At 45.4% G+C, this 22439-nt stretch carries 27 protein-coding genes and 1 pseudogene; 23 read left to right on the top strand and 5 right to left on the bottom strand.

The features are described 5' to 3' along the window. Position 1: 1 nt before the first annotated feature. Genes ACX4JR_RS11555 through ACX4JR_RS11545 form a run of 3 tightly spaced genes read left to right on the top strand, consistent with a single transcriptional unit; the run spans position 2 to position 1151 of the window. Positions 2–523 (top strand): A24 family peptidase, encoded by a 522-nt coding sequence (locus ACX4JR_RS11555; RefSeq protein WP_476058199.1) that lies wholly within the window; start codon positions 2–4, stop codon positions 521–523. Next, positions 517–915: a TadE/TadG family type IV pilus assembly protein gene (locus tag ACX4JR_RS11550; protein WP_476058198.1), complete on the top strand. Its 399-nt coding sequence runs from the start codon at positions 517–519 to the stop codon at positions 913–915. Before ACX4JR_RS11555 ends, ACX4JR_RS11550 begins: the two co-directional genes overlap by 7 nt. Positions 916–974: 59 nt before the next feature. Then, positions 975–1151: a hypothetical protein gene (locus ACX4JR_RS11545; protein ID WP_476058197.1), complete on the top strand. Its 177-nt coding sequence runs from the start codon at positions 975–977 to the stop codon at positions 1149–1151. Here ACX4JR_RS11545 and ACX4JR_RS11540 read toward each other — a convergent pair. Both ACX4JR_RS11540 and ACX4JR_RS11535 read right to left on the bottom strand, forming a co-directional pair. Further along, positions 1135–1710 (bottom strand): hypothetical protein, encoded by a 576-nt coding sequence (locus tag ACX4JR_RS11540; RefSeq protein WP_476058196.1) that lies wholly within the window; start codon positions 1708–1710, stop codon positions 1135–1137. The genes ACX4JR_RS11545 and ACX4JR_RS11540 overlap by 17 nt on opposite strands. Before the next feature lie 4 nt (positions 1711–1714). Further along, entirely contained in the window at positions 1715–2767 is a 1053-nt protein-coding gene (locus ACX4JR_RS11535; protein ID WP_476058195.1) for a stalk domain-containing protein, read from the bottom strand. 67 nt (positions 2768–2834) lie between these two features. Here ACX4JR_RS11535 and ACX4JR_RS11530 point away from each other — a divergent pair, with 67 nt between their 5' ends. From ACX4JR_RS11530 to ACX4JR_RS11490, 9 genes are all read left to right on the top strand, one after another. Further along, positions 2835–3116: a hypothetical protein gene (locus ACX4JR_RS11530; RefSeq protein WP_476058194.1), complete on the top strand. Its 282-nt coding sequence runs from the start codon at positions 2835–2837 to the stop codon at positions 3114–3116. A gap of 140 nt (positions 3117–3256) precedes the next feature. Further along, positions 3257–4375, top strand: coding sequence for a hypothetical protein (locus tag ACX4JR_RS11525; RefSeq protein ID WP_476058193.1), 1119 nt, complete (start codon positions 3257–3259; stop codon positions 4373–4375). A gap of 63 nt (positions 4376–4438) precedes the next feature. Further along, positions 4439–5182, top strand: coding sequence for a hypothetical protein (locus ACX4JR_RS11520; protein ID WP_476058192.1), 744 nt, complete (start codon positions 4439–4441; stop codon positions 5180–5182). Positions 5183–5186: 4 nt separating this feature from the next. Then, positions 5187–6848, top strand: coding sequence for a hypothetical protein (locus ACX4JR_RS11515; protein WP_476058191.1), 1662 nt, complete (start codon positions 5187–5189; stop codon positions 6846–6848). Positions 6849–6865: 17 nt separating this feature from the next. Continuing rightward, positions 6866–8134, top strand: coding sequence for a CpaE/TadZ family protein (locus tag ACX4JR_RS11510; RefSeq protein ID WP_476058190.1), 1269 nt, complete (start codon positions 6866–6868; stop codon positions 8132–8134). 34 nt (positions 8135–8168) lie between these two features. After that, entirely contained in the window at positions 8169–8489 is a 321-nt protein-coding gene (locus ACX4JR_RS11505; protein WP_476058189.1) for an EAL domain-containing protein, read from the top strand. Further along, on the top strand, positions 8486–8887 hold the full coding sequence (locus tag ACX4JR_RS11500; protein WP_476058188.1) for an EAL domain-containing protein: 402 nt from the start codon (positions 8486–8488) through the stop codon (positions 8885–8887). The genes ACX4JR_RS11505 and ACX4JR_RS11500 overlap by 4 nt, the downstream gene beginning before the upstream one ends. Before the next feature lie 43 nt (positions 8888–8930). After that, entirely contained in the window at positions 8931–9473 is a 543-nt protein-coding gene (locus tag ACX4JR_RS11495) for a ParM/StbA family protein (protein ID WP_476058187.1), read from the top strand. Next, complete coding sequence (locus ACX4JR_RS11490) at positions 9400–9750, top strand: hypothetical protein (protein ID WP_476058186.1); 351 nt, start codon at positions 9400–9402, stop codon at positions 9748–9750. The genes ACX4JR_RS11495 and ACX4JR_RS11490 overlap by 74 nt, the downstream gene beginning before the upstream one ends. A 46-nt stretch (positions 9751–9796) precedes the next feature. Here ACX4JR_RS11490 and ACX4JR_RS11485 read toward each other — a convergent pair whose 3' ends face one another. The 3 genes from ACX4JR_RS11485 to ACX4JR_RS11475 form a co-directional block, all read right to left on the bottom strand. Further along, positions 9797–11626: a multicopper oxidase family protein gene (locus ACX4JR_RS11485; protein ID WP_476060548.1), complete on the bottom strand. Its 1830-nt coding sequence runs from the start codon at positions 11624–11626 to the stop codon at positions 9797–9799. 253 nt (positions 11627–11879) lie between these two features. Next, a complete protein-coding gene (locus tag ACX4JR_RS11480; protein ID WP_476058185.1) occupies positions 11880–12095 on the bottom strand; it encodes a hypothetical protein in 216 nt (71 codons plus the stop codon). Between the two features lie 492 nt (positions 12096–12587). Continuing rightward, entirely contained in the window at positions 12588–12875 is a 288-nt protein-coding gene (locus tag ACX4JR_RS11475) for a zinc ribbon domain-containing protein (protein ID WP_476058184.1), read from the bottom strand. A gap of 24 nt (positions 12876–12899) precedes the next feature. Here ACX4JR_RS11475 and ACX4JR_RS11470 point away from each other — a divergent pair, with 24 nt between their 5' ends. The 11 genes and pseudogenes from ACX4JR_RS11470 to yhbH all read left to right on the top strand — a co-directional run. Next, the gene (locus tag ACX4JR_RS11470; protein WP_476058183.1) at positions 12900–13022 is read left to right on the top strand and encodes a hypothetical protein; all 123 of its coding nucleotides are present in this window, start codon (positions 12900–12902) and stop codon (positions 13020–13022) included. Between the two features lie 98 nt (positions 13023–13120). Continuing rightward, positions 13121–13297 (top strand): hypothetical protein, encoded by a 177-nt coding sequence (locus tag ACX4JR_RS11465; RefSeq protein ID WP_476058182.1) that lies wholly within the window; start codon positions 13121–13123, stop codon positions 13295–13297. 197 nt (positions 13298–13494) lie between these two features. Continuing rightward, a complete protein-coding gene (locus tag ACX4JR_RS11460) occupies positions 13495–14697 on the top strand; it encodes an S-layer homology domain-containing protein (protein ID WP_476058181.1) in 1203 nt (400 codons plus the stop codon). A 516-nt stretch (positions 14698–15213) separates the two neighbouring features. Next, positions 15214–16608, top strand: coding sequence for an HNH endonuclease (locus ACX4JR_RS11455; RefSeq protein WP_476058180.1), 1395 nt, complete (start codon positions 15214–15216; stop codon positions 16606–16608). 492 nt (positions 16609–17100) lie between these two features. Beyond that, entirely contained in the window at positions 17101–17823 is a 723-nt protein-coding gene (locus tag ACX4JR_RS11450) for an EAL domain-containing protein (protein WP_476058179.1), read from the top strand. Between the two features lie 17 nt (positions 17824–17840). Beyond that, the gene (locus tag ACX4JR_RS11445) at positions 17841–18821 is read left to right on the top strand and encodes a ParM/StbA family protein (protein WP_476058178.1); all 981 of its coding nucleotides are present in this window, start codon (positions 17841–17843) and stop codon (positions 18819–18821) included. A gap of 140 nt (positions 18822–18961) precedes the next feature. After that, positions 18962–19225 (top strand): hypothetical protein, encoded by a 264-nt coding sequence (locus ACX4JR_RS11440; protein WP_476058177.1) that lies wholly within the window; start codon positions 18962–18964, stop codon positions 19223–19225. Positions 19226–19240: 15 nt separating this feature from the next. Next, the gene (locus ACX4JR_RS11435) at positions 19241–19567 is read left to right on the top strand and encodes a DUF7768 domain-containing protein (RefSeq protein ID WP_476058176.1); all 327 of its coding nucleotides are present in this window, start codon (positions 19241–19243) and stop codon (positions 19565–19567) included. 121 nt (positions 19568–19688) lie between these two features. After that, complete coding sequence (locus ACX4JR_RS11430; RefSeq protein ID WP_476058175.1) at positions 19689–19862, top strand: hypothetical protein; 174 nt, start codon at positions 19689–19691, stop codon at positions 19860–19862. A 10-nt stretch (positions 19863–19872) separates the two neighbouring features. Next, on the top strand, positions 19873–21384 hold the full coding sequence (locus tag ACX4JR_RS11425) for a recombinase family protein (RefSeq protein ID WP_476060547.1): 1512 nt from the start codon (positions 19873–19875) through the stop codon (positions 21382–21384). Then, positions 21377–22423 (top strand): annotated as a pseudogene (yhbH, locus tag ACX4JR_RS11420) (sporulation protein YhbH); the annotation flags it as partial. The gene ACX4JR_RS11425 and the pseudogene yhbH, both read left to right, overlap by 8 nt. Positions 22424–22439 lie beyond the last annotated feature (16 nt).

The raw sequence follows: 22439 nt of genomic DNA, 5'->3' as shown, positions 1-22439 counted from the left end.
AATGGACCTGGTTTACAAGTTGATTCTGGCTGTAATGCTGGCGGGGGCGGTTTATACCGACCTCCGCTGGCGCTTAATTAAAAACGTTGTGGTTTTTCCGGCAATAATTCTGGGTCTGGTTCTTCGTTACATTGATGCCGGCTTGCCCGGGCTTGGTTTTGGTCTAAAGGGCCTGTTGTTTGGATTCTTGATGCTGTTTATACCATACCTGGTAATAGGCGGTCTGGGAGAGGGTGACGTCAAGCTTATGGCCGCTGTCGGAGTTTTAACCGGACCGCATGTAATCTGGGCGGCGCTTTTTGCTTCCCTTTACGGGGCGCTAATTTCTCTGATTGTAGTAATAAAAGAAAAGAAGTTGAAACAAACATTGTCTTTTACAGCAAGTTACTCATCGTTCCTTGTTTTTAAATTTATTGGCGGTGATTTTTCCAGGGCGGAAATCAAAGATGCCGGCACCAAGATAGCATATGCGGTCCCAATCGCCCTGGGAGTTGTAACGGCAGGTTTTTATGTGGGGTGGTAGCTTTGATTAAAAAAGAAAAAGGAACACTGGCTGTTGAGTTCGCTATATTGGTTCCTTTAATTATTTTTATAGCTGTATCAGTTTTATCGCTAATTCTTCTGGGTTGGGCCAAGATGATAACTTCCGACGCTGCGAGGGAAGCAGCCAGGTACGAAGCATTAAACCTGGGAAACGCCCAGGATAAAGTAAATGAAGTTATCCAGGAGGGGAGCCTTAAAACATCCAATATAACCGGTGTTACCGTTACGAAAAACGCCAATTACGTCACCGTTACGGTAAATTACGACCAACCTTCGCTGGTGCCCGGCCTGCCGCTCCTGTTCGGAGGTAGCATGTGGGATGATTCTTTTCACCTGACCAGCAGTTCAGTATTTAAGAAGGAAAAATTCTGATTCGGTAATAACTAAGTCCGGATGGATTTAAAACCGTGAAATATCGAAGGAGGGGTTAAATGGAAAAAGTTGTTAAGGAGGCAATCGCGGGTGAACCAGAACTGCTTCAATATTACCAAAAACACATTGACGAAATTAATGCTTTAATAAATAAATTTGCGATCCCAAAGGAGGAAATAAAAGAGACGATAATCGTTCTTAAAACAATAGACGAGGACATTAGTAAAAAGTTTTAAAAAATTGCAGCCTACGTATATAGGCTGTATCTCCGGCGGCGGCGTTAGCTTTATCCCTGGCTTCTTTTGCCAGAGTAGCCGCTGATTTACCTTCAATAGAATCCCATGTATGATTAGCAGCCGCTTCAGCATCGGCATGAGCAGCGTTAGCAGCGTCGCGTGCTTCCGTTGCACGGGTTATAGCGGTTGAAGCACGGGAAGCTGCATTGCTGGCGTTTGTGTCTATACGGCTCATTATAGTGCTACCGGTTACTCTGTTCGCAATATCTTGTTTATCTGTATCAGTTATATTCGCTGAAATTGTGCCTGTTATAGTAGCTGAATAACAATAACCAAAGTCAGTATCAGTACTATACCAACGACCGTAACGAACATCCTGTGTCCCAGATGAAAAACTTCCATAATAATCACCAGTATGATAATAATGAAATTTAGTACAAGTCCAAGTTAAATTTGCACAAGCTGCTTTTATGTTGATATTTAGCATTATTGTTGCTATTAATAATATATTTAAAAACTTTCCTATTAAAGATGTATATTTATTAATAATATTACTCAAATTATCACCTCCCGTTTTGAATTATGGTTCCTAACATGCCAATCTTTATCGCATTCTTTTCATCTACATACCATGCATTGTTTTTCTTTTTTAAAGGGCTTAACAATTCGTACTTATAGTAATTCCCCTGGCTATCGACCAAAAATATTTTGCTTACTTTATTAGACAGAATTAATCCTATAAACGGATAATCGCCCTCCAATATTATTACGTCTTCGGTATCAAAATAAAAATTTTCTTCCGGAATACCACTTAGAGAGAGTATGTCTGAGATTTTATAATATTCTTCGCCATTTTCAATAAAAGCAGGCTCCGGTGAAATGCTTTTACTTACCACTCTTTTTGATTCGTTTAAGATTATTTTTCTATCATTCCAGTTTACTGTATAATTAAATGCTTCTGCTATATATTTTGCCGGCAAAAAGGTGCGCCCTGCGTGTATTACCGGCGTAGCATCAATGTTAAACTGCTGGTTGTTAATTATTATTTTGGGCTTGTTTATTTGGAGCTTTACTGTTTTATTATTCTTGATTAATGTAATGATACCGTGTGAGTAAGTTGTTTTTTCTACACCGAGCGCATCTGCCAAGTATCTAATTGGGACATAAACTCTCCCGTTTTTTATAAAAGGGGCAGCGTCAATATCGATTCGGTTTCCATTTGCAATATAGAACTTCTTGTCGGGAATAAACTTAATTACCCGTGACTTTAATATGTTTAAAAGTTCTGTTAACTGGTTTTTAAAATGCAGGCCTTCACCTGTTGCAACTACTTTTCCTTCTTTATTTCTCACCTGAAAATATGGAAGAGATTCATTATTATATCCTTTGCTTGCCGCCACATTAGGATTAGACAGAATATTAATTTTTTCAACTTTAACCCGAGCTAGTTTATCCGCGTTATCTTTTAACCACTCATTTAAAATAGGCTCCTGTTCTTTGCAATAACTGCAATTGGGACAATAAAAGTATTCCAAAGTTCCTTCTATTTGTGCTGCCTGCGCAACAGAAGCAAGCATTAAAGATATTATAAATAAAACGATACTCTTACGAATCACTTATTACTTCCTCCTTATGAAATTCTTCCTATAAACATATGCTGGATCTTAGATACTTGTAATTGGGATGGTTGTCAGGAAACCCTGGGTCCCGGGAGCCCGGGAGTACGCGTTCATCGACGGGGCTTATTGGGAGGGTGACCTTCCGTTTGTCGGGTTCCCGCAGACCTTTGGCATCGGGGTCGACAGCATCTCGCCTGGTGGCGGCGAACGCTCGGTAATCCTGGATTCGCCCGGTTGCGTGGTCGTTGTCCGGGCGGCGACGAGGAACGTCTTCAAAAACTCTAGCCTGGAGCCCGTGCGTTACGCCGCGGCGCGGCTCGTTTGGTGGGAAGGGAGGTACCACTGAGGCGCTGGGGCGTTCTTCCGGCCCGAGGCTTCCCGGTAATTTCGGTACCCTACGTGCTGGAGCGCGGTTTCGCTTCCCAGGGCGCTGTTATGGAGACTTCTTTCTGTTTTAAATACACTATGAAAGGACAGGTGATTTAGGTGAAAACAAAACGTTATATTGTCGCCTGTATGTGTTTATTGTTAATTTCCGCTGTTATTACGCCGGCCTATGCTTATAATACAGTTGTATACACCAATGTGTCGCCAACTTGGATTGATATTAGCGTTGGTACCAACGAGACGGTTGAGATGGGTTACTTTGCGGCCGACGCAGGTGCAAAATTGATCTTATTAGAAAATGCATATTCTGAGCTATTTTTTTACTCCGGATCACACACAGATAATAAGCTTAAGAACGGAACAATTACCGTTAAAATCACCGATGGGGGAGTTAGTGGCAACGTTCTTGCACAATGGAGCAGCACATATAGCAACTATCGGGGGACACATTACAAAGTACCATTTGCTGCGGTTGCTTCTAACAGCGCGCGTTTGTCAATAGTAGTGTCGCATAACCTAAAGTATTATAGTGATGGCGCATGGCACACTTTTGTAATATACCGTGACTCTCCTTATTGGGATTTTTTCACTATAACTAATACTGACTTAGTAGCAGCTGATATTAAGAATATAGCTACAGATGCCAAGAACGCCGCGAACAACGCCTACAACAAGGCTAGCAGCAACTACAGCGTGCTCACGAATTCCACCTACGGACTGAATGCCATCAAGTCCAAGGTGGACTCGACTTACAGCAAGGCAAATGCCGCGGCTTCCAACACGTCTTATAACGGCAACACTTCCGGGTACTGGTCGTACAACGCCTATTCCAAGGCTAACACCGCCGTTGTTGATACAGCCTATATACGTAATACGCAACTTCCAGGGATAGAAAATAAAATCGATAATCTACAAACTGTTGTGAACAATATAAATAATTATATAGGTGCTGATACTACGGCTCCAAGTCTTGATTGGGCTACGGTCTCAGGTGCATATTCCACCAGCGGGAGTAGTATAGATATTATCATCACTGCCTCTGATAATGTAAGTTCCAATTTGGAATATAGTATTAACGGCAGTGCATATTCGGCCCTTCCATCAGACGGAATAGTTTCAGCACCAGTCACGAATTCTGGCCCTAATGCTATCGTGGTTCGAGTAAGGGACGAAGCCGGCAATGTAGCCTCAAAGGTAAGAACAGTTTGGAAATTGTAAAGGATTTTAATCCCGGGGATTAGAGGTGTCCCCGGGATTTTTTATTTTAAGAGGTGATTTTTTTTGAAAAAGTTATTACTGGCCATTCTCACTTTAATGTTTATTTTAGCCGGATGCACGGATTTTAAAGACCCTCGAGAGATAGATCCGGATCCTGCAATTTCAGCAACAATTAGAAACTTTTTAAAGTACAGTTCCCAAAATAATTGGGACAGCACTTTAAAATTGCTTTCAGGTGAGGCACTGATAAACGCCCGGGGGAATATAAAATTCAACCAGGTTAAGTACGAACTGTTAAACAGCAATATTGACATATTAACCTTTAATAAATCCGGTACCTATGCCCGGGCAAGGGCTGATATAACAATTAAATCAGGAGAATATACAGACCGGCAATTCTATGAATTTGAATTATTAAAAATTAATGGCCACTGGAAGATATATAAACAGGAAGAAGTTAATCCGGAATTATTGGGTTTGATTAGTAAAGGAAATGTGCCTGACAGAGTTATAGAAACTGTCAGGGATTACATTACCCTGGTTGCTGCTGGCCAGTGGATAGAAGCAAATAAAATTTTGACGGGCCAGGCATTGCGGGTAGCTAAAAGAAATTACCGGGGAAATGTGAAAACTGGAATGTCGGTTAGCCAGCTAAATATTGAACCAATTGGAGCTCAAGATAAAATTTGGAAAATAAAAGCGAGTTATAAAATCAATAGTTTTAGCCAGGTAATAATTTTAAATGTTATTGATTTAGACCGGCCCAAAATTTCAAATATTACTTTGGCAGAAAAGGGGGAGGGATAACTTTGTGGAGTCAATAAGGGTCTTCTTGTTATCTTTATTTTTATCGCTAACAATTCCCTCCCTGGCCTGGGCAACGGTAATCCTGGATGATAGTTTTAATAACACAAATTATGTTGATATGAATAAGACCACTGCCAAGGTTGATACCACTGCAGGTTGGATCACTTTGCCCCAGGTCAGTAAGCCCAACGCAATAGCAATGAGGCAGTTTGGCTATGAATATGCCGTTGCGACTAAGAATGGGGTCAAAATGTTTTCCTACGATGATGCTACAGGAACCATGACAGAGAATACAGCCCTTTCAATTCCTGCTGTCACAAACGCTCTGGGGATCGCCGTTCGACAGGACGCACCGAGCATCTGGATTTTAACTGAAAATGAAGTTTCATTATATAAATTCAATGGTAGTGCTATGAGCACCAACCCTAACTTGAAGGTTTCCGGGCTGACCGACGTTGTATCCGTAAGTTCATGGTCAGACCAGGATAAAGCTGCCGTGTTATCCAGGTCCGGCAGCGGTATCGGTATAATCAATATCTACAATGCCAGTTCAGGCACTGTTGTGCCGGAGATTAGTTTTGATACCGGTAAGGCAAACCCAGTGGCCGTTTCTGTAGTATCCGGTTCCCCCGACCTGGTGGTGGCCACAAAGGACGCGTATTATTATTACGCTTATGATGATGCTACTGGCAGTTACGTGGAAGACCCGCGCAGAACCGTTCTGGGACTGGCCGGGGTTATTTCTGTAAGCAGTCATAATTTCGGTAGCGCGGTCCTTATTCAGAACGAAGCGCAGTATTACTTCAATAATGATGCGGGCACTCCACAGCAAGCCGTAGCTCTAAGCACAGGGCCGGTTTCAGGAGTGGTGGCTATATCAGTGAAGCCGGACAGTTATGACTATGCAATAATTACTGAAAATGGAGACGTTCGGTATTATATGTACGATGACGCTACCGGGTCAATGGCCCGGGTAACTTCGCTGGAAGTGACGGGCTTGGCCCTGGCCGGAGGATATATGCACCCACGGGAATACTATTCCAGGGTAATAACTACGGCTCAAAATTATGACGAACTCCGCTTGACCGTAGAACAGGATGTTCCGGCCAGTACCTCAATCAGCTATTTTGTGACTTCGGACGGCGGCGCTAATTGGATTCCTGTAACGCCCGGGAACTGGATTACCGTTCCTCCGGGCAATAAATTTGCCGTAAAAGCGGTACTGGATACAGCGGATACGGCTGTTTCACCGAAAATACTGCAAGTTACCCTGGAAGTAACGACGCTAAATATAAAGGACCTGAAAGTGCTGGCCATTGCATTTAATGACCCGGCCCAACCTTTACCGACCAGTTCATTCCCGGTAAAAGTAAAAGCCGGGGCAGAAATTCAAATGGAAGTAACAACAGAAGGTTTTGCTCAAACGGTTTACGCTGATTTTTCAACCTGCGCCCATGTTGTTTTTTATCCAATGGGTGATATAAACAGTGAAACCAATACATGGCACGGGCTGTTTACTGTACCGGTGGATGCCTTGGAAGGGGCTACTTTTGCCGTAACCTTAACGGCTGAAAGGGATTCCAAACAAAAGCACCTTACTGTTGACCCTTTTATTGTAGCCAACGGTAAGGTTTTATCTGTGGTTGATTTGAAAATGACTAAATGATATGGAGGGCGATATGCTTGCGAGTATTATTGGCAACGAATGTAGATGATCTTGATGATGCCATAGCTTCGGAAAAAGGAATAGAAGTGGTAAGTCAACCTGTTCAGTACCGCGAGGACGTGGTAGAAATTGCTGGACAAACAAAACCGGATGTTGTAGTTTTAACCGCCTGGCTCGAAGGAAATATGGATATTATTGATGTTGTTTACCAACTTCGTTCCCTTGATATCCGGGTTGTTTTTATCGCCGGGACATTAACTCCAGAGGACCTTACCGTTAGAAGAATTTTAGAACTTGGCGTTTATGACATTCTTTTTGGTGAAGTCAGGATTGGCCAAATATTAGAAAAAATCTTTAATCCTACATCCCCTTTGCAAGGGTCACCGGTGAAAGTAGATGAGATGGGGAATGACAAACAAAAAAGCGTACAACCTGGCGTATTAGGTAATGAAGATGACAACTTGGAGGAAGAGAAAGAAAGTGCGTTTTCCAAACTGGTTAAATTCGGCGGAGATATCAAAAAAAGTATTTCAGTGCCCAAACTAAGTAAGTGGGTATATAACGGTCGAATTTTAGAGAAAGTAGTTGCGGTTTGTTCACCGGTGCATGCAGGTAAAACATTCGTTTCTGTTAACTTGGCTACCGTAATAGCGCAAGAAGGATATATTACCGCGCTCGTAGATATTGATTATAAAAAATTTAGCATATATACCTGGCTTAACTGTCCAGATGGCGAAGGTAGTTTATTGCAAGCATTGCAGGATAATTCGGACCCGCTGGTATACGCATACCAGCCAGGCTATATTCCGGGTTTATATGTTTTTACAAGTGATCCCGGAGAAAAATTGCCGCTGATCAATGATAAAAACTTGATGTCGTTTTTAGGGTCACTTCAAAATTTTGTCGATGTAATCATTCTTGATACTCCTTGTGACTTCAATGCACCGGTTACAAAAATAGCAATTAACGCCGCAAGTACACTTATGATGGTAAATGATTTTGATTTTAGTCATTTGCTAAGTGTACAAAAAGAAATAGACCGCCTCCCGGACGACTTTGATTTTGAAAAGTGCGTAATAATTGCTAATCAGGTAATTAGCAGCGATAAACTTCCATTAAGCGATGTGGAAAAGGCAACGGGTATGAAAGTTTCGTGTACTATACCAAGCAAGCCACGAGCTGTTCTGGAAAGTATTAAAGCAGGGATACCCGTTGTGCTGTTTGACTTGGAAATAAAGGAATCTTTTAAAAGTTTAATGGTTGGGGAGCTTGCTGAAGCTGGTTAATGTTTCAAAGAATATGTGGGAAGGAGTTTTATGTATGACTGAGATAGAACATATCATCAAATACAGGGAAATAAACACCGTATTTCAATCTATCCATGATTTGCGAGATAACTCAGTTGTCGGTTTCGAAGTTTTAAGCCGTGGGCCGGAAGGACGTTATCATGCTCCACAAAATCTTTTTGCGGCGGCCCTTAAAGAACGGCGCCTGGTAGAAATGGAAATGCTCTGCTTTAAACAAGCCCTAAAGTTTATACAAACCTTTCAAGAAGCTTTTTATATAAGTTATTTTTTAACTTCAATGCTATTACGATTATCCATCGCCAAAAAGAGATTGAAAAAAATCTCAGCTACTTGACTGATGCGGTAATTGAATTATCAGAAGTTGGAACAAGTTTTAGCAAGCGTGACAGATTGATAAATACCCTTGAATCCCTTCGTGAAGAAGGAATCCAAATAGCGCTGGATGATGTGGGGGGAGGTACCAAAGATTTTTCTCATATGTGCGAAATACCTTTTGATTACCTAAAAATTGATCGCAGCCTGATTAGAGGAATTACTCGGTACAAAAACGGAAGCGCAGCTTATTATAAAAAAGTTTTGCTTTTTATAACCGATTTGGCTAAACAACTAAACGCTCGGGTAATTGCAGAAGGTATAGAAACAGAAATGCAGCTTGCCGGTGTTAAACGCGCCGGCATTAATCTTGCCCAGGGCTTTTATTTTTCAAAGCCTATGTCTGCGGAATTCCTGTGAAAATCCAAGAGGCTTAAATTAAAAAGAAAAGTGGTAGATTATTATGACAATGCATGAAGTTCTGTCTTGCCAGTTTCCCCAAAGGAAGAGGATTTTTGCAGTAGACGTGGGTTATGGTTACACTAAGGGAGTTTCCAATTGCGGCAAAAGAGTTTGTTTTCCTTCAGTGATTAGCCCGGCCAGGGATTTACCCCTGGCCGGGCTTGCCAATGGTACTATTGGCCACAGGATTACCATTCGTAAGGAAGGAATGCCAAAGGAACGATTCTTTGTCGGCGACCTGGCGCTGCGTGAGGGACACTCGGCACATTTCACTCTGGATGATGTAAAGCACAAGCACCCTGTCCACGATATTGTACTCCTAACCGCGTTGGCGCTTTTGGAGCCCGGAGGAATTGACAGGCTGGTAGTCGGGTTCCCGGTTGATTATTACCGTGAACAAGGGAAAAGTCTTATTAACCACCTTACCGGCTTAACTGCCGTCATAGTGCGTCAGCGTGGAGGCCGGCGTTTTGCATGTTCACCGGGTCGTAGAGGAAGAATTCTTAAAACGTACCGGCACTCGTCTTCCAGCGGCCTACACTGAACAGGTAATGCGCACCGGGCGGAGATGGTTCAAAGGAGAAGAACTGGACTTGAGTTATGTTCTGGCTGATATTCGCAGGATAGTGGCCAGGTCCATCGCGGACGGGGTACTTGCAGCATGGGGCAATCGTGCGAACTTCGACGTGCGTCGGATTTACCTGGTAGGGGGTGGAGCTCTGGAATTGTCGGAGCTTGAGGAAATGTTTCCGGGGTCTTCGGTTGTTCCCGTCCAGTTTGCCAACGCTCTGGGGTTTTTGAAGGCGGGTGAAAGTCAATAAGGGTTTTGGATTCGTATTGCAAAATCTTTAACTTACAAAAAAAGATTTAGGGTACCACTTTTAACGGTCGCATCATTTCATTATCCTCGTGATCCAATATATGACAATGCCAAACATATCCTGGGCCGCGGGTGGGATCGAATGAGTATAGGTTAACTCCAGGTAGGGTCAGGGTTGGATTAGCATCTTGTGGAGCAAAGCGAACTCTTATCCGAGTGACCTCACCTGGATTTGCCTGAACAGTGTCCTTCCATCCCATTTCATTCGGTGCTGGATTAATAGGTTGGCCCTGCAGGTATCTGGTAACAGGTAGTGTTACTGTGGGATTAGTGAGCGGTGGTGTGCCATTAATCAAAGTCCAATCTGTCTTATACCTATCAGCTTGGAATTTCTGGCGGTTTATGATTAGAAACTGAACTAAGTGTAGGTGGATGGGGTGAGTATCTCCTGTTAAGTTAACAATTTCCCAGTCTTCCGTTGCCCCGACTTTAGGCATTTCACTGGTTGGGGCACCCCACCTCTGCCCGTCTAAAAGTATTACCACTGGACCGGCGGGGCCCATTACCTCGATTAGAGTCAAAGTTCTGGTGGGGGCGGTAGGCGTTAAAACAGGAATAGTGTTTAGAGTATCAGGCAATTCCGGCGGGATGACTGGCGGGGGAGCTGTAAGTGGAACAGTAAACCGCATAATTTGCCCAACTGTTTCAGGATCCGGAGGATCACCATCAGGGTAAGGAGCATTAGCATCATTTTCAAGAATAATTGATGTACCCGGAGAGAGAGCTGAGAAATCTACCAGGATATCAGCACGCTCACCTGGAGCTATAAGTAGAGAGGTAATTGTAACCGGCTTTGGTAAATAACCTCCATCGGAACCGATTTGTATAAAAGACTGTCCGTTTGAAAATTTCAGGTTATAGAAACGGGCGTTTGAGCCATTCAGAACCCGGAAACGGTACTGCCGTGGTTCTACGTTCAGGTTTGGCCATACCTTACCGTTTACCATGATGGTATTGCCGAAAAATTCTGGCTGCCAGTATGGGTGAATGTTAGGGTTGTTGCCGACTTTATCAAAGAACAGAGATCCATCCAACTTGAAAGTACGATCTTGAATTACCAAAGGGATCTCATATTTTCCGGAGGGTAGAACAGGTGAATCCGAGTTTTCAAGGGGGTCATTCGGATCCCGCAGCAGGTAGAAGCCGGCAAGTCCTGCATACACATTAAGTCGGGTAAGACCTAAGGCATGATCGTGATACCATAAAGTGGTAGGCTGCTGCATGTTTGGATAAGTATAAAGCGATGTTGTGAAGGCCTTCCCCCTAATTGTACCAGCGGTGAACCACGCGTCAGGGTGGCCGTCGGAATCCGAAGGCACTTCACCGCCGTGCAAATGCGTGACTATGGGGACCGGAATTTGTGCATTCAGGAACCCGGGCGGAAATGGTGGCCAGGGGCGAGGGGGATTCATCGACATCATATTGGGGTTTGCCCAATGTAAGGTGGGATCAACTGCAAATAAGTGTGGTTCGACAAGATTATTTACCCATTGTACGTGAACAGGAATGCCGCGGGTAGCTTCGAACGTAGGACCGGGTGTGCTTCGAAAATAAGTAGATTTGCCGGTTTCTGGGTCCTTTATCAGACCTCCGTAACCCCATACGGTTGTCTTAGGGAACCCGGGTGGAAGGATCTGCTGCTTAAACTGGCTTACGTCAACTGTATATTCGTGTCTTAATACATCACCTGTATTCGGGTCCGTTATAACGGTCGGTTCATATACAGGAGGAATTACCAGCTGGTTTACATATTTTGGGATAAGTTTTGGGGGAAGAATATAATTGTTTACGGAATCTTTAATTAAATGCGGCAGCATAATATCGTTGCTGTTCAAATCATTGGAATTAAATTCTTGTGTAGTATGCACTTGATTATACCTATCCATTAAAAATAACCTCCTTATATATTTTACATTATATGTTTTTAGTAGTTCTGGAGATGCGGCAGAATTGGAAAAACTTTGAAAACTATCCTCTTGATGTAATAAATGTGAGAAGCCTTAATTCTTGAGGCTTCTCACTTATTCATATTTTTTATTGGGAAACAAAAAACTGGCTACCTATAATGTTTTACGAATCTTTGGTTTTGGGCATATTTAAAATTTTCGTTTTGAAATCTTCTTCCATCGCAAGAATAGATTGAATTCCTTCTTGAATGTTAATTGTTGAAGTTTTCAATCTATCCATAAAATCGCGGGCAAAATCTAATTTTTTTCCGGTATTAGGATCTGAACCTAGTATCAGTAGAATTAAAATTAAAAACAAAGAAAAAGGATTGGGGCCCATTTTATGTCACCTCACCATTCAACTCACGATAGTATAGTAATATAAAATTTTTTATCGAAAATTTTATATATAGCTTGTCATTTTTATATCCATTTTGTTGAATTAAATGTTTTGTAAAAAGATAGAAACCCAAGTTTTGTGGGTTTCTATCTTTCACAGAGATGGTGCTTCATTGGGCAATTTACTACTTATTGACACCATAGCACCCAAAGAAGGGAAACATACCGAAGACCAGCAGGATTAGAACCAGAAAGAGAATGAAGCTGCCATCAAAGTAGGGACCGGGCATTAAAAATCCTCCTTTCGCCACCATTTTTTATTCACGATATCAAACTATTCAATAAACAGTCAGAATGTTCCACGTCTCCCTAAAAATTTGTCACAAAGTGAACCTCCTCCGGCACAAGGCCGGAGGCTTCCCGGGTCACAGGCCGAAGCCCTGCTGAAACAGCAGGGTCTTACACAGCCTCGCCTGGCTACACCGGGGGCTTGTTATGCCGCCCGGCGGCCTGGGCCATAGGCATCTACTGCTCGGGCGGCCAGTACCGCCGGTCGCAGATACGTTGCTCTTGGCACGGTTTTGAGCCCGGCCTTTATCTCTCCGTACAGCCCTATGGAACGGATATTGATACACCCTACCACGTTACGGTGGCAAGAGAAGCCGCAGTTCGGACAGTGAAATACCCGGCCCCTGAAAGTGCCTTTTGTACCGCATGACGGGCAGGTGGAAGATGTACCTTCTTCGTCCACCGGCACAAATTCTATACCATGAGCGGCCAACTTATATTTCAGCAGGTCAAATGTTTGGCCGAAGGCCCACTGGTGCAGCCGCTGGTTGTGCTTTTTGCCGCAGTTTTTAGTGGTGATATTCCCCGGGTTGCCGACATACAGGGTCTTAACCCCTTAAATAAGAAAGGATTAGTATAAAGGACTTTGTCACAAAACATCGAAAATGATGCAGCGTTGCTACACTTTGCTATCAGTGATGGTAGTCGTGTTACTGTATTGAGAATTCCGAAGACGATATGCTGCTTGAGATGGACCAGGACATTTCTGATTTAGAAAGTATAGAACATGCAGAAGACATTGTCGCAGAAAAAGTTGGAATGGATCTCCTTCCAGAGCCTACAACTGTTTCCTTCTATCTTAGCGGTTTGTTTAAAAGGGAAAAGTCTGAACGGTATACCCTCACGACAAATTAAAATTTCACTAAATTGAGGAGGTAAAATCGAACCCCCGGGGTTCCCGGGGGTTTTATGTTGACTTAAATTTAGCTATCGAGATTGAATGGAAATAAAAACAGGCCTTAAGTCCTATAAAAATTCAACCTTTTATACCCTACACAGAAAACCAAAATTACGTAATTAATAAGTAGGATACGATTTAAGGAGGGATTGAATTGAGAAAGGCATTGACGTTAGCCTTGGTACTTTTACTGGTGACGTTACTTTTTGCGGGAGCTGCGTGGGCCAAGCCTAGCAAAGGGCACGGGTTGTACTGCGGGAATGATGCAGATTTGATAGATAAGCCGGGTACCATGAATTCAAAAACCGAGGACAGAGCCGAGGCGGAGCAGGACGAGGATGAAGATGAAGCAGATAACGATGAAATTGAATACACAACCGAAGACGAGGACATGAATGAAGATGAAGCAGATGACGATGAAATTGAGAAAGATGCTGGCGAAATTGAGTACACAACCGAAGACGGACTCAAAGTAGAAATAGAGAACGGGAAAATAGAAATCAAAGGTAACGGCTTCAAATTTGAAATGAAAAACGGCAAGGTAGAATACAAGTCGGAAAATGGTAAGATAGAAATCAATCGGGAAGGCATAAGGGTTAAAGGCAATGTGTTGAAAGAATATAAGCAAAAACTGGAAAGTTATAAGAAATTAATCGATTATGCTATAGAGGCCGGCAAGAAATTTTCCGATATCGAAGAACACTGGGCCAGTTCATCCATTGAAAAGATGTCGGCTATTGGTCTTTTCAAAGGATATGAAGACGGTACTTTTCGCCCCAATAATTCTATAACCCAAGCTGAGGCCGTTGCACTAATTGTCAGGATAGCTTTGAAAAATGAAACGGGAGATGAAGACCAGGTTGACGAGAGTGAGCTTGAAGATGTGCCCGGGTGGGCCAGAGCGGCGGTCCGGGAAGCGGCGAAGCACGGTTTTATCAACTTGAATCGCTTCCATTCTCATGTCCAGGCCAGCAGAGCCCAAACCGCCGTCATGATTGCCAAGGCCCTGGGCCTGGAGCCTGTTGATGTCACCGACATACCCTTTAGGGACGGAATATTGATATCTCCGGAAGATGTGGGTTACATTATGGCTCTCTATGAACAGGGCATAATTAAGGGAACCCCTGACGGCAAGTTTAATCCCAACAGTGCAATTACTAGGGCTGAAATAGCCGCTATTATGGAAAGGATTGTCGCCGGGCAGGAGGATGATGAAAATGGCCAAACCGGTGAAGATAGTGCCGCTGAAGATGAGTTCACCAATGAAGAAGAATCTAATAATGAGGAAGGGTCTACTAACGAAGAAGAATCCACCAGTCAAAATAATAACGAGGAAACTGTCGAATATAACATCTAAAGTTTCGGAATGCCCTTTAACGGGGCATTTTATTTTGGAAAATAGATATATGTACAATTGATTGAAGATACATGGATTCAAATATACACGTATACTGTCCCTTATAATTATTTGGGTAGGGAGAGTACAAATTCGTGTTGAAAGAAGTACTAGTTCTGGCGCATGGCAATGGAGGCTCAAAGATTCTGGAGGTAATGTCCTATATACATCCCCTTAGAAAAGCAATATTTGGCACGACGGTCCAAGGACAATAATATTAAACGAGCCTACTCAACAAATCAAAATAGAGGTAATTGATTATTACAACGATAATGCTGCTAAAGTGCAAAGTTCACAAAGCATAGCATATTATGGACCCTGGAATGCCGACGAAGTTACAGCACGAAGTCAACCCCAGTCCTGAGAGACACCGGTGCAATCCCGTGGCCTTACGCATGGTGCAGCGGTACGCCTCAGGGAGACCCACCACCGTTAGGTGCCCGGATCACAGGGCTCCTCACGAGAGGAGGTAAAAACATGATATTTACGGCTGACAGAAACGGTAGTCCTGGCCATCCGACGAGAAGGTTTGACATGATTCGGAAGCTGAGAAAGCGCGGGGGAGTGAAGATCGTTGGTGGCGGTGCTTCCGGCAAGCCGCCGGTTGCGGTCTTTGTCGACAGGGAGTTTGACTACACACGGACTATGGGAAGAAAGCTCTTCGTAGTACTTGACTCCGGCTACCGGAACATCGGTTTTGCCGTCTGCGAGCCGAGGGACGGAGATCTGATCGTCTACTGCCGTGGGGTGCTCGCCACCCGGATTCCGGAGATCAAAGGCCTGATGCTGGAGAGGAAAGCTCACCGGCGTTTCAGGAGATACCTCTCCCGGCTTAAGAAGAAGCGCCTCTCTGCCAGGCAGGGCAGAGTTCTAACGAAGTACAAAGCTCTGAGAAACGTAAGATCGAAAGACAGGCTCAGTGCCACGCTCAGGCACGGCGTTGAGACGCACCTGAACCTGTTCCGGAAGCTGCTCAAACTCTTCCCGTTTCCTGCCCACCAGGTCGAGTTCGTTGTAGAGGACAACATCTTCGATGTGCGGGCAATGACCTGGGGAAAGGTCTCCGGAAGGGGTTACCAGGTGTCGCCGCGTACTCCCGTTGAGAGGAAGTGCATCCTGTGCGGGGCTGAGGACGATCTTCATCTGCACCACCTTATCCAGAGGAAGTACGGCGGCACGGAAGTGAACGAAAACAAGGTGTATCTCTGCAGGAACTGCCACGAAGATGTTCATGCAGGGAGGGTCTACATCCCGGTCAAAGGCGTCAGGCAGTGGCGTGAACTTGGTACGGTGAACGCTGTTGTTGGGGTGCTGAAGGGTGTGCCCTGGCTCAAGTTTGTGCCAGCTCCCAAGGTGATTCTCAAAAGGAGAGAGCTGGGACTGGAGAAGGGACACGGAGAAGATGCCCTTGCAGCAGCCGCCACCTTCTGCGGGAGTGCTGTGCTTGACACTTCCGGTGAGCGCCGCCTCTGCCTGGCCAAGTTCAGGAGGCACAGCCGTGCGAGGGTACATGCCCAGAGGGATCGGCTCTACAAGGTAGGAAAGGTTATCACGGCCAGGAATAGACGAAAGAGGGCCGACCAGAGGGAGTCGTCTCTGGCTGACGTGCTGCCCCTCACTCCGGAACAGCAGAGGAACCTCAAGGTGTATCCGGGGATCAAGATCCTCAACCCCTTCAAGAGGGACATGCCGTCTGTGGGCGGCGACGTCTGGGTTCACCTTCCGACGGGCAAGCGGTTTGTAGTGACCGGGGTGGTGTCGAAGAAGTACCTGTACTCTCCGGAGCTGAAACAGATTGTGGGCAAGCCTTACGTTCACCCGGATTGCTGCCGGCAGGTGATCCGGAACGAGGGGATAGTGGTCTGTGAATAGCCGCCTTTCATCCCCGCCCTCACGGGCGGGGTCTTCCCGGCGGCACTAGATAAATTAATTCAACTGGAAACAAAAGTCACAAATATCGAGAATGCCATTTCAGCCGGAGATACAACTCCTCCAACAATATTTTCTGTGAAAGGTTATAATAACGCCACCTGTACGACAGGCAGTACATTTAAAGTGGTAGTTAAAGCTCATGATAACAGCTCAGATTTATTGGAGTTTCGCGTCAAGGCAGACACCGGTAGTTGGAGCAGCTGGACACCCATCAGCACTTAAACCACGGCAGTGAGATAAGCGGCACCGGAGCGCATGAAATTACTGTGGAAGTCCGGGATTCGGCTGGCAATGTGGCTCAAGATAAATTGACAATTTTCAAGATATAGATAACCCCCGGGGGAAATAATCCCCGGGGGTTTTTTTTAGGGGGTGAAAATATTTCACGCAAGGTTTTAATACTAAGTGTCGTTGGTCTGTTAATTCTCATTGATGACTGAAATAGAACGAATTATCAAATACAGGTTGATAAGTATCTTATTCCAGCCAATTCATGATTTTCGGAATAACAAAGTAATAGGTTACGAAGTTTTTAGTCGTGGGTCGGAAGGACGTTATCATGTCCCACAAAATCTTTTTGCAGCGGCAAAAAAAGAACGCCGGCTGGTGGAAATGGAAATGCTCTGCTTTAAGCAAGCCCTAAAGTTTATACAAACCTTTCAGGAAGTTTTTTATGAGAGTAAATTATTTTTTAACTTCAATGCTATTACGATTATCCATCGCCAAAAAGAGATTGAAAAAAATCTTGGCTGCCTGGCTGACACGGTAATTGAATTATCAGAAGTTGGAACACGTTTTAGCAAGCGTGACAGATTAATAAATGCCCTTGAATCCCTTCGGGAAAAAGGAATCCAAATAGCGCTGGATGACGTAGGGGGAGGTACCAAGGACTTTCAGCATATCTGTGAAATTCCCTTTGATTATTTGAAAATTGACCGCAGCCTGGTCCGGGGAATAACCCGTTACAAAAACGGAAGCGCAGTTTATTATAAAAAAGTTTTACTTTTTATAAATGATTTGGCTAAACAACTAAATGCCCGGGTAATTGCAGAAGGTGTAGAAACAGAAATGCAGTTTGCCGATGTTAAACGCGCCGGCATTGATCTTGCCCAGGGTTTTTATTTTTTAGAGTCTATGCCTGCGGAATTTCTGTAAGAAAGGGGATTGAAAGAATGTCATTCATAATTGCGCTTGACATCGGTTACAGCTGCACCAAGGGAATATCCTCAGACCACCGCACCCTTATTCCTTCGGTTGTCGCGCCCTACCGGGAACTATCCCTGGAAGACTTATCCCGAGGAACTGGCCACATAGTGGAAATCCGTCGTGTAGATGGCACCAAATCCAAACACTTCGTGGGCCACCTAGCCCTCCGCGAAGGTTACGCGGCCAGCTTTACCTTTGACAGGGAGAAACACCGCCACCCGAACCATGACATACTGGCCCTTACGGCCGCCCGGCTCCTTGGCGCAAAACCGGGCGCTACCCTGGTAGTTGGGCTGCCGGTGGCCTACTACCGGAGCCAAAAGGAAGAACTGCGAAAACACCTGGAGGCCCTCCACGCCGACGTAGCCGTGGGCGACGGCCGTCCCGAGCGGGTGAGCTTCGGAGACGTGGTAGTCTACCCACAGGGGGCTGGGGCCTTGCTTACCGCGCCCGGTCTTCCGGTGAATGGCCTGGTGCTCCTTGTAGATGTTGGCCACAAGACCACTGACTACGTAACCGCCGAGGCAGCCGGCGGCACGGTGAGGCCGGTATCCAGCATGTGCGGCAGCGTGGAGACGGGCGTCCACGCCGTCCACGAGGCCATAGCCCAGGAATTTCAGGCCCGGACGGGGGCACCTTTGGCTGCGGTGCGAGTGCCGGGGGTGCTGGCCGAAGGGAAAGTGGTGTATTACGGGAGGTCGATAGACCTCTCTGGCGTGGCAGAGAGAGCTCGCGCCGACGTAGCCCGTGTCATAGCAGACCAGGTAAAGGCTGCCCTGGGCGACCGGTTCGCTTTTATCCGCCGGGTGTACCTGGCGGGCGGTGGTGCAGAAGCCTTGCCGGAATTGGCCAGCCACTTCCCGGTAGTGGAAGTCCTCCCCCACCCGCAGTGGGCAAACGTGGAAGGTTTTCTCAAGGTTGTATCCGGAAACGATAAACCCGCATAACACCTGGCTTTGAAGGGGTTGACCTCCCCTGGTTTCCGGAAAGCTTTGAGCTGAATGCAACGCTTCAAATCGACTTTCCGGAAACACGGGGTTTGAACAGGGCTTGAGGCCGCATCATAACTGGGCAGGAGGCTTCCGGGATGAAGCAAAAAACAAGGCGGTTGGAGATACACCTGCCGCGTGACCACCCAATTTTCAGCGTACCACCCGGCCAGAGGAGCCAGCGGGTACGGGAGGCTCTGGAATTAGCTGGCAAGCTAGAGCAGATTCTAACCTCTTTGGACACCCGCCTGGCCCGGCTGGAACAAAGACTTTCTTCAGGTATAGTGGTTCAATTGGAAGAAAAGGGTGAACAAGAAAAGCCAAATATTCGGGTAGATATAGGAGCTTTCATGGACCTTTGATAAGGGGGGTATATTATGCTTATTTATCTAGCCCATCCGCTAGCGTCTGATCCCGCTGGAAACTTTGAAAAAGCTAAATGGGTAGCCAGGGAAATTATTAACCGGTACCCGGATGTGGTACCGGTTTCGCCTGTGTTGAACTTTTGCTATTTCCACGAGCCTGAAGAAAGACAGAGAGTGATGCAGTATTGCTTTCGCCTTTTATCGGAATGTGAAGAACTATGGTTAACAGGGGAGTGGTGGAACTCTCCGGGATGTTTGCAGGAAAAGCAGGCAGCCGAGAAGCTCGGCATACCTGTAAGGATATACAGCTTGCCGCCCAGAATAGCCGCAGTGAAGTGAAGTCAAGGGAATATTTCCCGGCAGGGTTGAACCCGTAGCCGGGACTTTTTTATTTTTTGAAAGCTTTTAGTTGTAGGACAATCCTTGGTCTGCGTAGAATTTACCGAAAGGAGTTGAAAAGGTGGGGGTTAAGGTGACGGTGCAATTTCGCAATGATGAACAGGGCGTTAAAAATTTGGAAGCTGCCTATAAAACCGTGGCGAGTATACTTTTGAAACATATACAAAACGAAAATGCCCGAAAAGAAAAGGTGGTGAGGGAAGTTGCTTGCAGCAATCTACACCAGGGTAAGTAGCGAGGAACAAGTGAAAGGTTATTCCCTGGCTGAGCAAGAGCTGGCATGCCAGGAAAAGGCCCGAGAACTGGGAGCCGATAACATAGTTGTTTATACCGATGAGGGCATTTCCGGTAGTTTGTTGGAACGGCCGGGCCTGACTGAACTGCGGGAAGCTATTTGTCGAGGGGAAATCGATGTGCTTATATGCCGTGACCCCGACCGGCTGGCCCGGAACCTTGCCCACCAGTTAATTATAGCCGATGAGTGTGAAAAACACGGGACGGAATTGATATTTACCGGCTGGGACTGGCAAAAGACGCCTGAAGGGCAACTGTTTTTTGCCATTCGTGGTGCGGTAAGCCAGTATGAACGAGAAAAAATCCGGGAGCGGATGAAGCGCGGAAAGATACAAAAGGCCAGGAGCGGGCTGGAACCTAACCGGATTAATGTGTTTGGGTACCGGTATAATGAAAAGGGACAAGCTTTTATAGAAGAACGTGAGGCGGGTATAGTTAAAGACATATTCCGGTGGTTCGTCAGCGAGGATATAAGCCTGACGGCTCTTGCCTACCGGCTGGAGGATCTAGGCATCCCGGCGCCCGGGGGCCAAAAGAAATGGTATAAACAGACAGTTCGCTATATATTATCCAACCCAACGTATATGGGAAAACACGTCTTCAATAAAAGAAATGATAGCGGAATAAAAAACAATAAGTATACCAGGGAAAAAGCCAAGCGGACATTGCGGCCGGAATCAGAGTGGATTGAAATCCCCTACCCGGCAATAATCGACCCGGAGACTTTCGCCCAGGTTCAGGAAAAGCTGGCCCGGTGCAAGCGGCTCTGGTCGGGCGATCCCAAATATGTTTACCTGCTCTCCGGGTTGTTGCGGTGCGGGAAATGCGGAAATACCATGACCGGTATGCGCACAAATTACCGGAAGCCTGACCATCCTGACAGCGTTGTGTATTCGTGCCGGCGGGAAAAAGGCCAAAGGTGTTGTAAGCCAAACCGGTACGTTAAAGGAAAGCCGCTGGAGGCTATTGTATGGGAGCACGTTGTAAGCTGGATAAACCAGCCGGAGAAGATTTTTGAATACATCAAAAACATCCAGGACAACACAGAACCGGTAGACGAGCGCATTTCCCAGTTGGCTAAAGAACTGAAAACCGTTGAAAAGGGCCGAAAAAACATCCTGGATGTGCTGGCCTCTGGAACAACCACCCTGGACGACATAACGAAGAAAATATTAAAAGAGCTGACAGACAGGGAGCAGACCATAAGACGACAGATTAAAATGCTCCAGGCGGAAAAATACAGGCAGGTGTCCCACAAAGAGATTAAAAACATAGCTTCTGCCGGAAAAGTATTAAAGAGTTATCTGGATAAACTGACAACTTTGGAAAAGAGGGCGATTATAAGGGCCTTTATCAATGAAATAACAGTTTATGGTCGCAACAAGGATATCACCATAAACATATCAGCCAGTGTGCCCTCGATGGAATTATTATCCAAAATTACCACAGATATTTGTAAGTAGTGAGGAAAGCATCGTTTTGTCGGACGGACAGAAAATTATAAAGGTTCCTATCCGTTCTCTGGAGGAGTTTCATTTTAAGTTTGACGATGGAAAAAGGGTGCACGGTGGTCAGGGAAAAGGAAACAGCAAAGTAGGAGATGTCCTTGGAAGTGCTCAAAAGAAGGCCGCCAAGGGCTCGAGCCAGGGCCCGGGGGCCGGAGAAGAACCGGGGGTGGATTATTACGAAGCGGAGATTACTATAGATGAATTGGCCCAGATGATATTTGAAGATCTGGGGCTGCCTAACCTGGAACAAAAGAAAAAGCCTAAATTGTTATCTGAAGGGGTAGAGTTTCGGGATGTACGTAAGGTCGGTATCCAAAGTAATATAGACCGCAAGCGAACCATACTGGAAGCCATGAAGCGCAGGGCCCTGAAAGAAGGAAAGCGCGGGTTAGGGAAAATAACTCGGGAAGACCTGCGGTTTAAAACTTGGGAGCCCACCTATAAGCATGAAAGTAACGCTGTGGTACTGGCTATGATAGACACCTCCGGGTCTATGGGGCCCTTTGAAAAATACATTGCCCGGAGTTTTTTCTTTTGGATGGTGCGGTTCTTACGTACTAAATACCAAAACGTAGACATTGTTTTCTTGGCCCACCATGTAACGGCCAAAGAGACTACGGAAGAAGAGTTCTTCACCAAGGGGGCCAGCGGGGGTACCCGGTGTTCCTCGGTGTATGAATTAGCCCTGAAGATCATAGCTGAAAGATTCAACCCGGAAGATTATAATATTTACGCATTTCACTTCTCAGACGGGGATAACCTTTCTTCAGATAATGAAAAGTGCGTGCGCCTGGTCAAAGAATTGTTAAAGGTATGTAATCTGGTGGGATACGGTGAAATAGAGGGTCCGTATTACTATTCCAGTACGTTAAAATCTGCTTTCAAAAAAATTGAAGACAAAAATTTCATATCAGTCTCCATCCGTGATAAGAGCGGAGTATACCCGGCCCTGAAAAAATTTTTTAATCCGGATCTAGGGAAGTTACAAGCGTAAAGCGGACCGAAACACC

It is taken from the genome of Desulfofundulus sp. JL263-se (genome assembly GCF_056316025.1).
The sequence above is the reverse complement of the archived record's forward strand: the minus strand, read 5'-3'. Positions and strand labels throughout refer to the sequence as shown.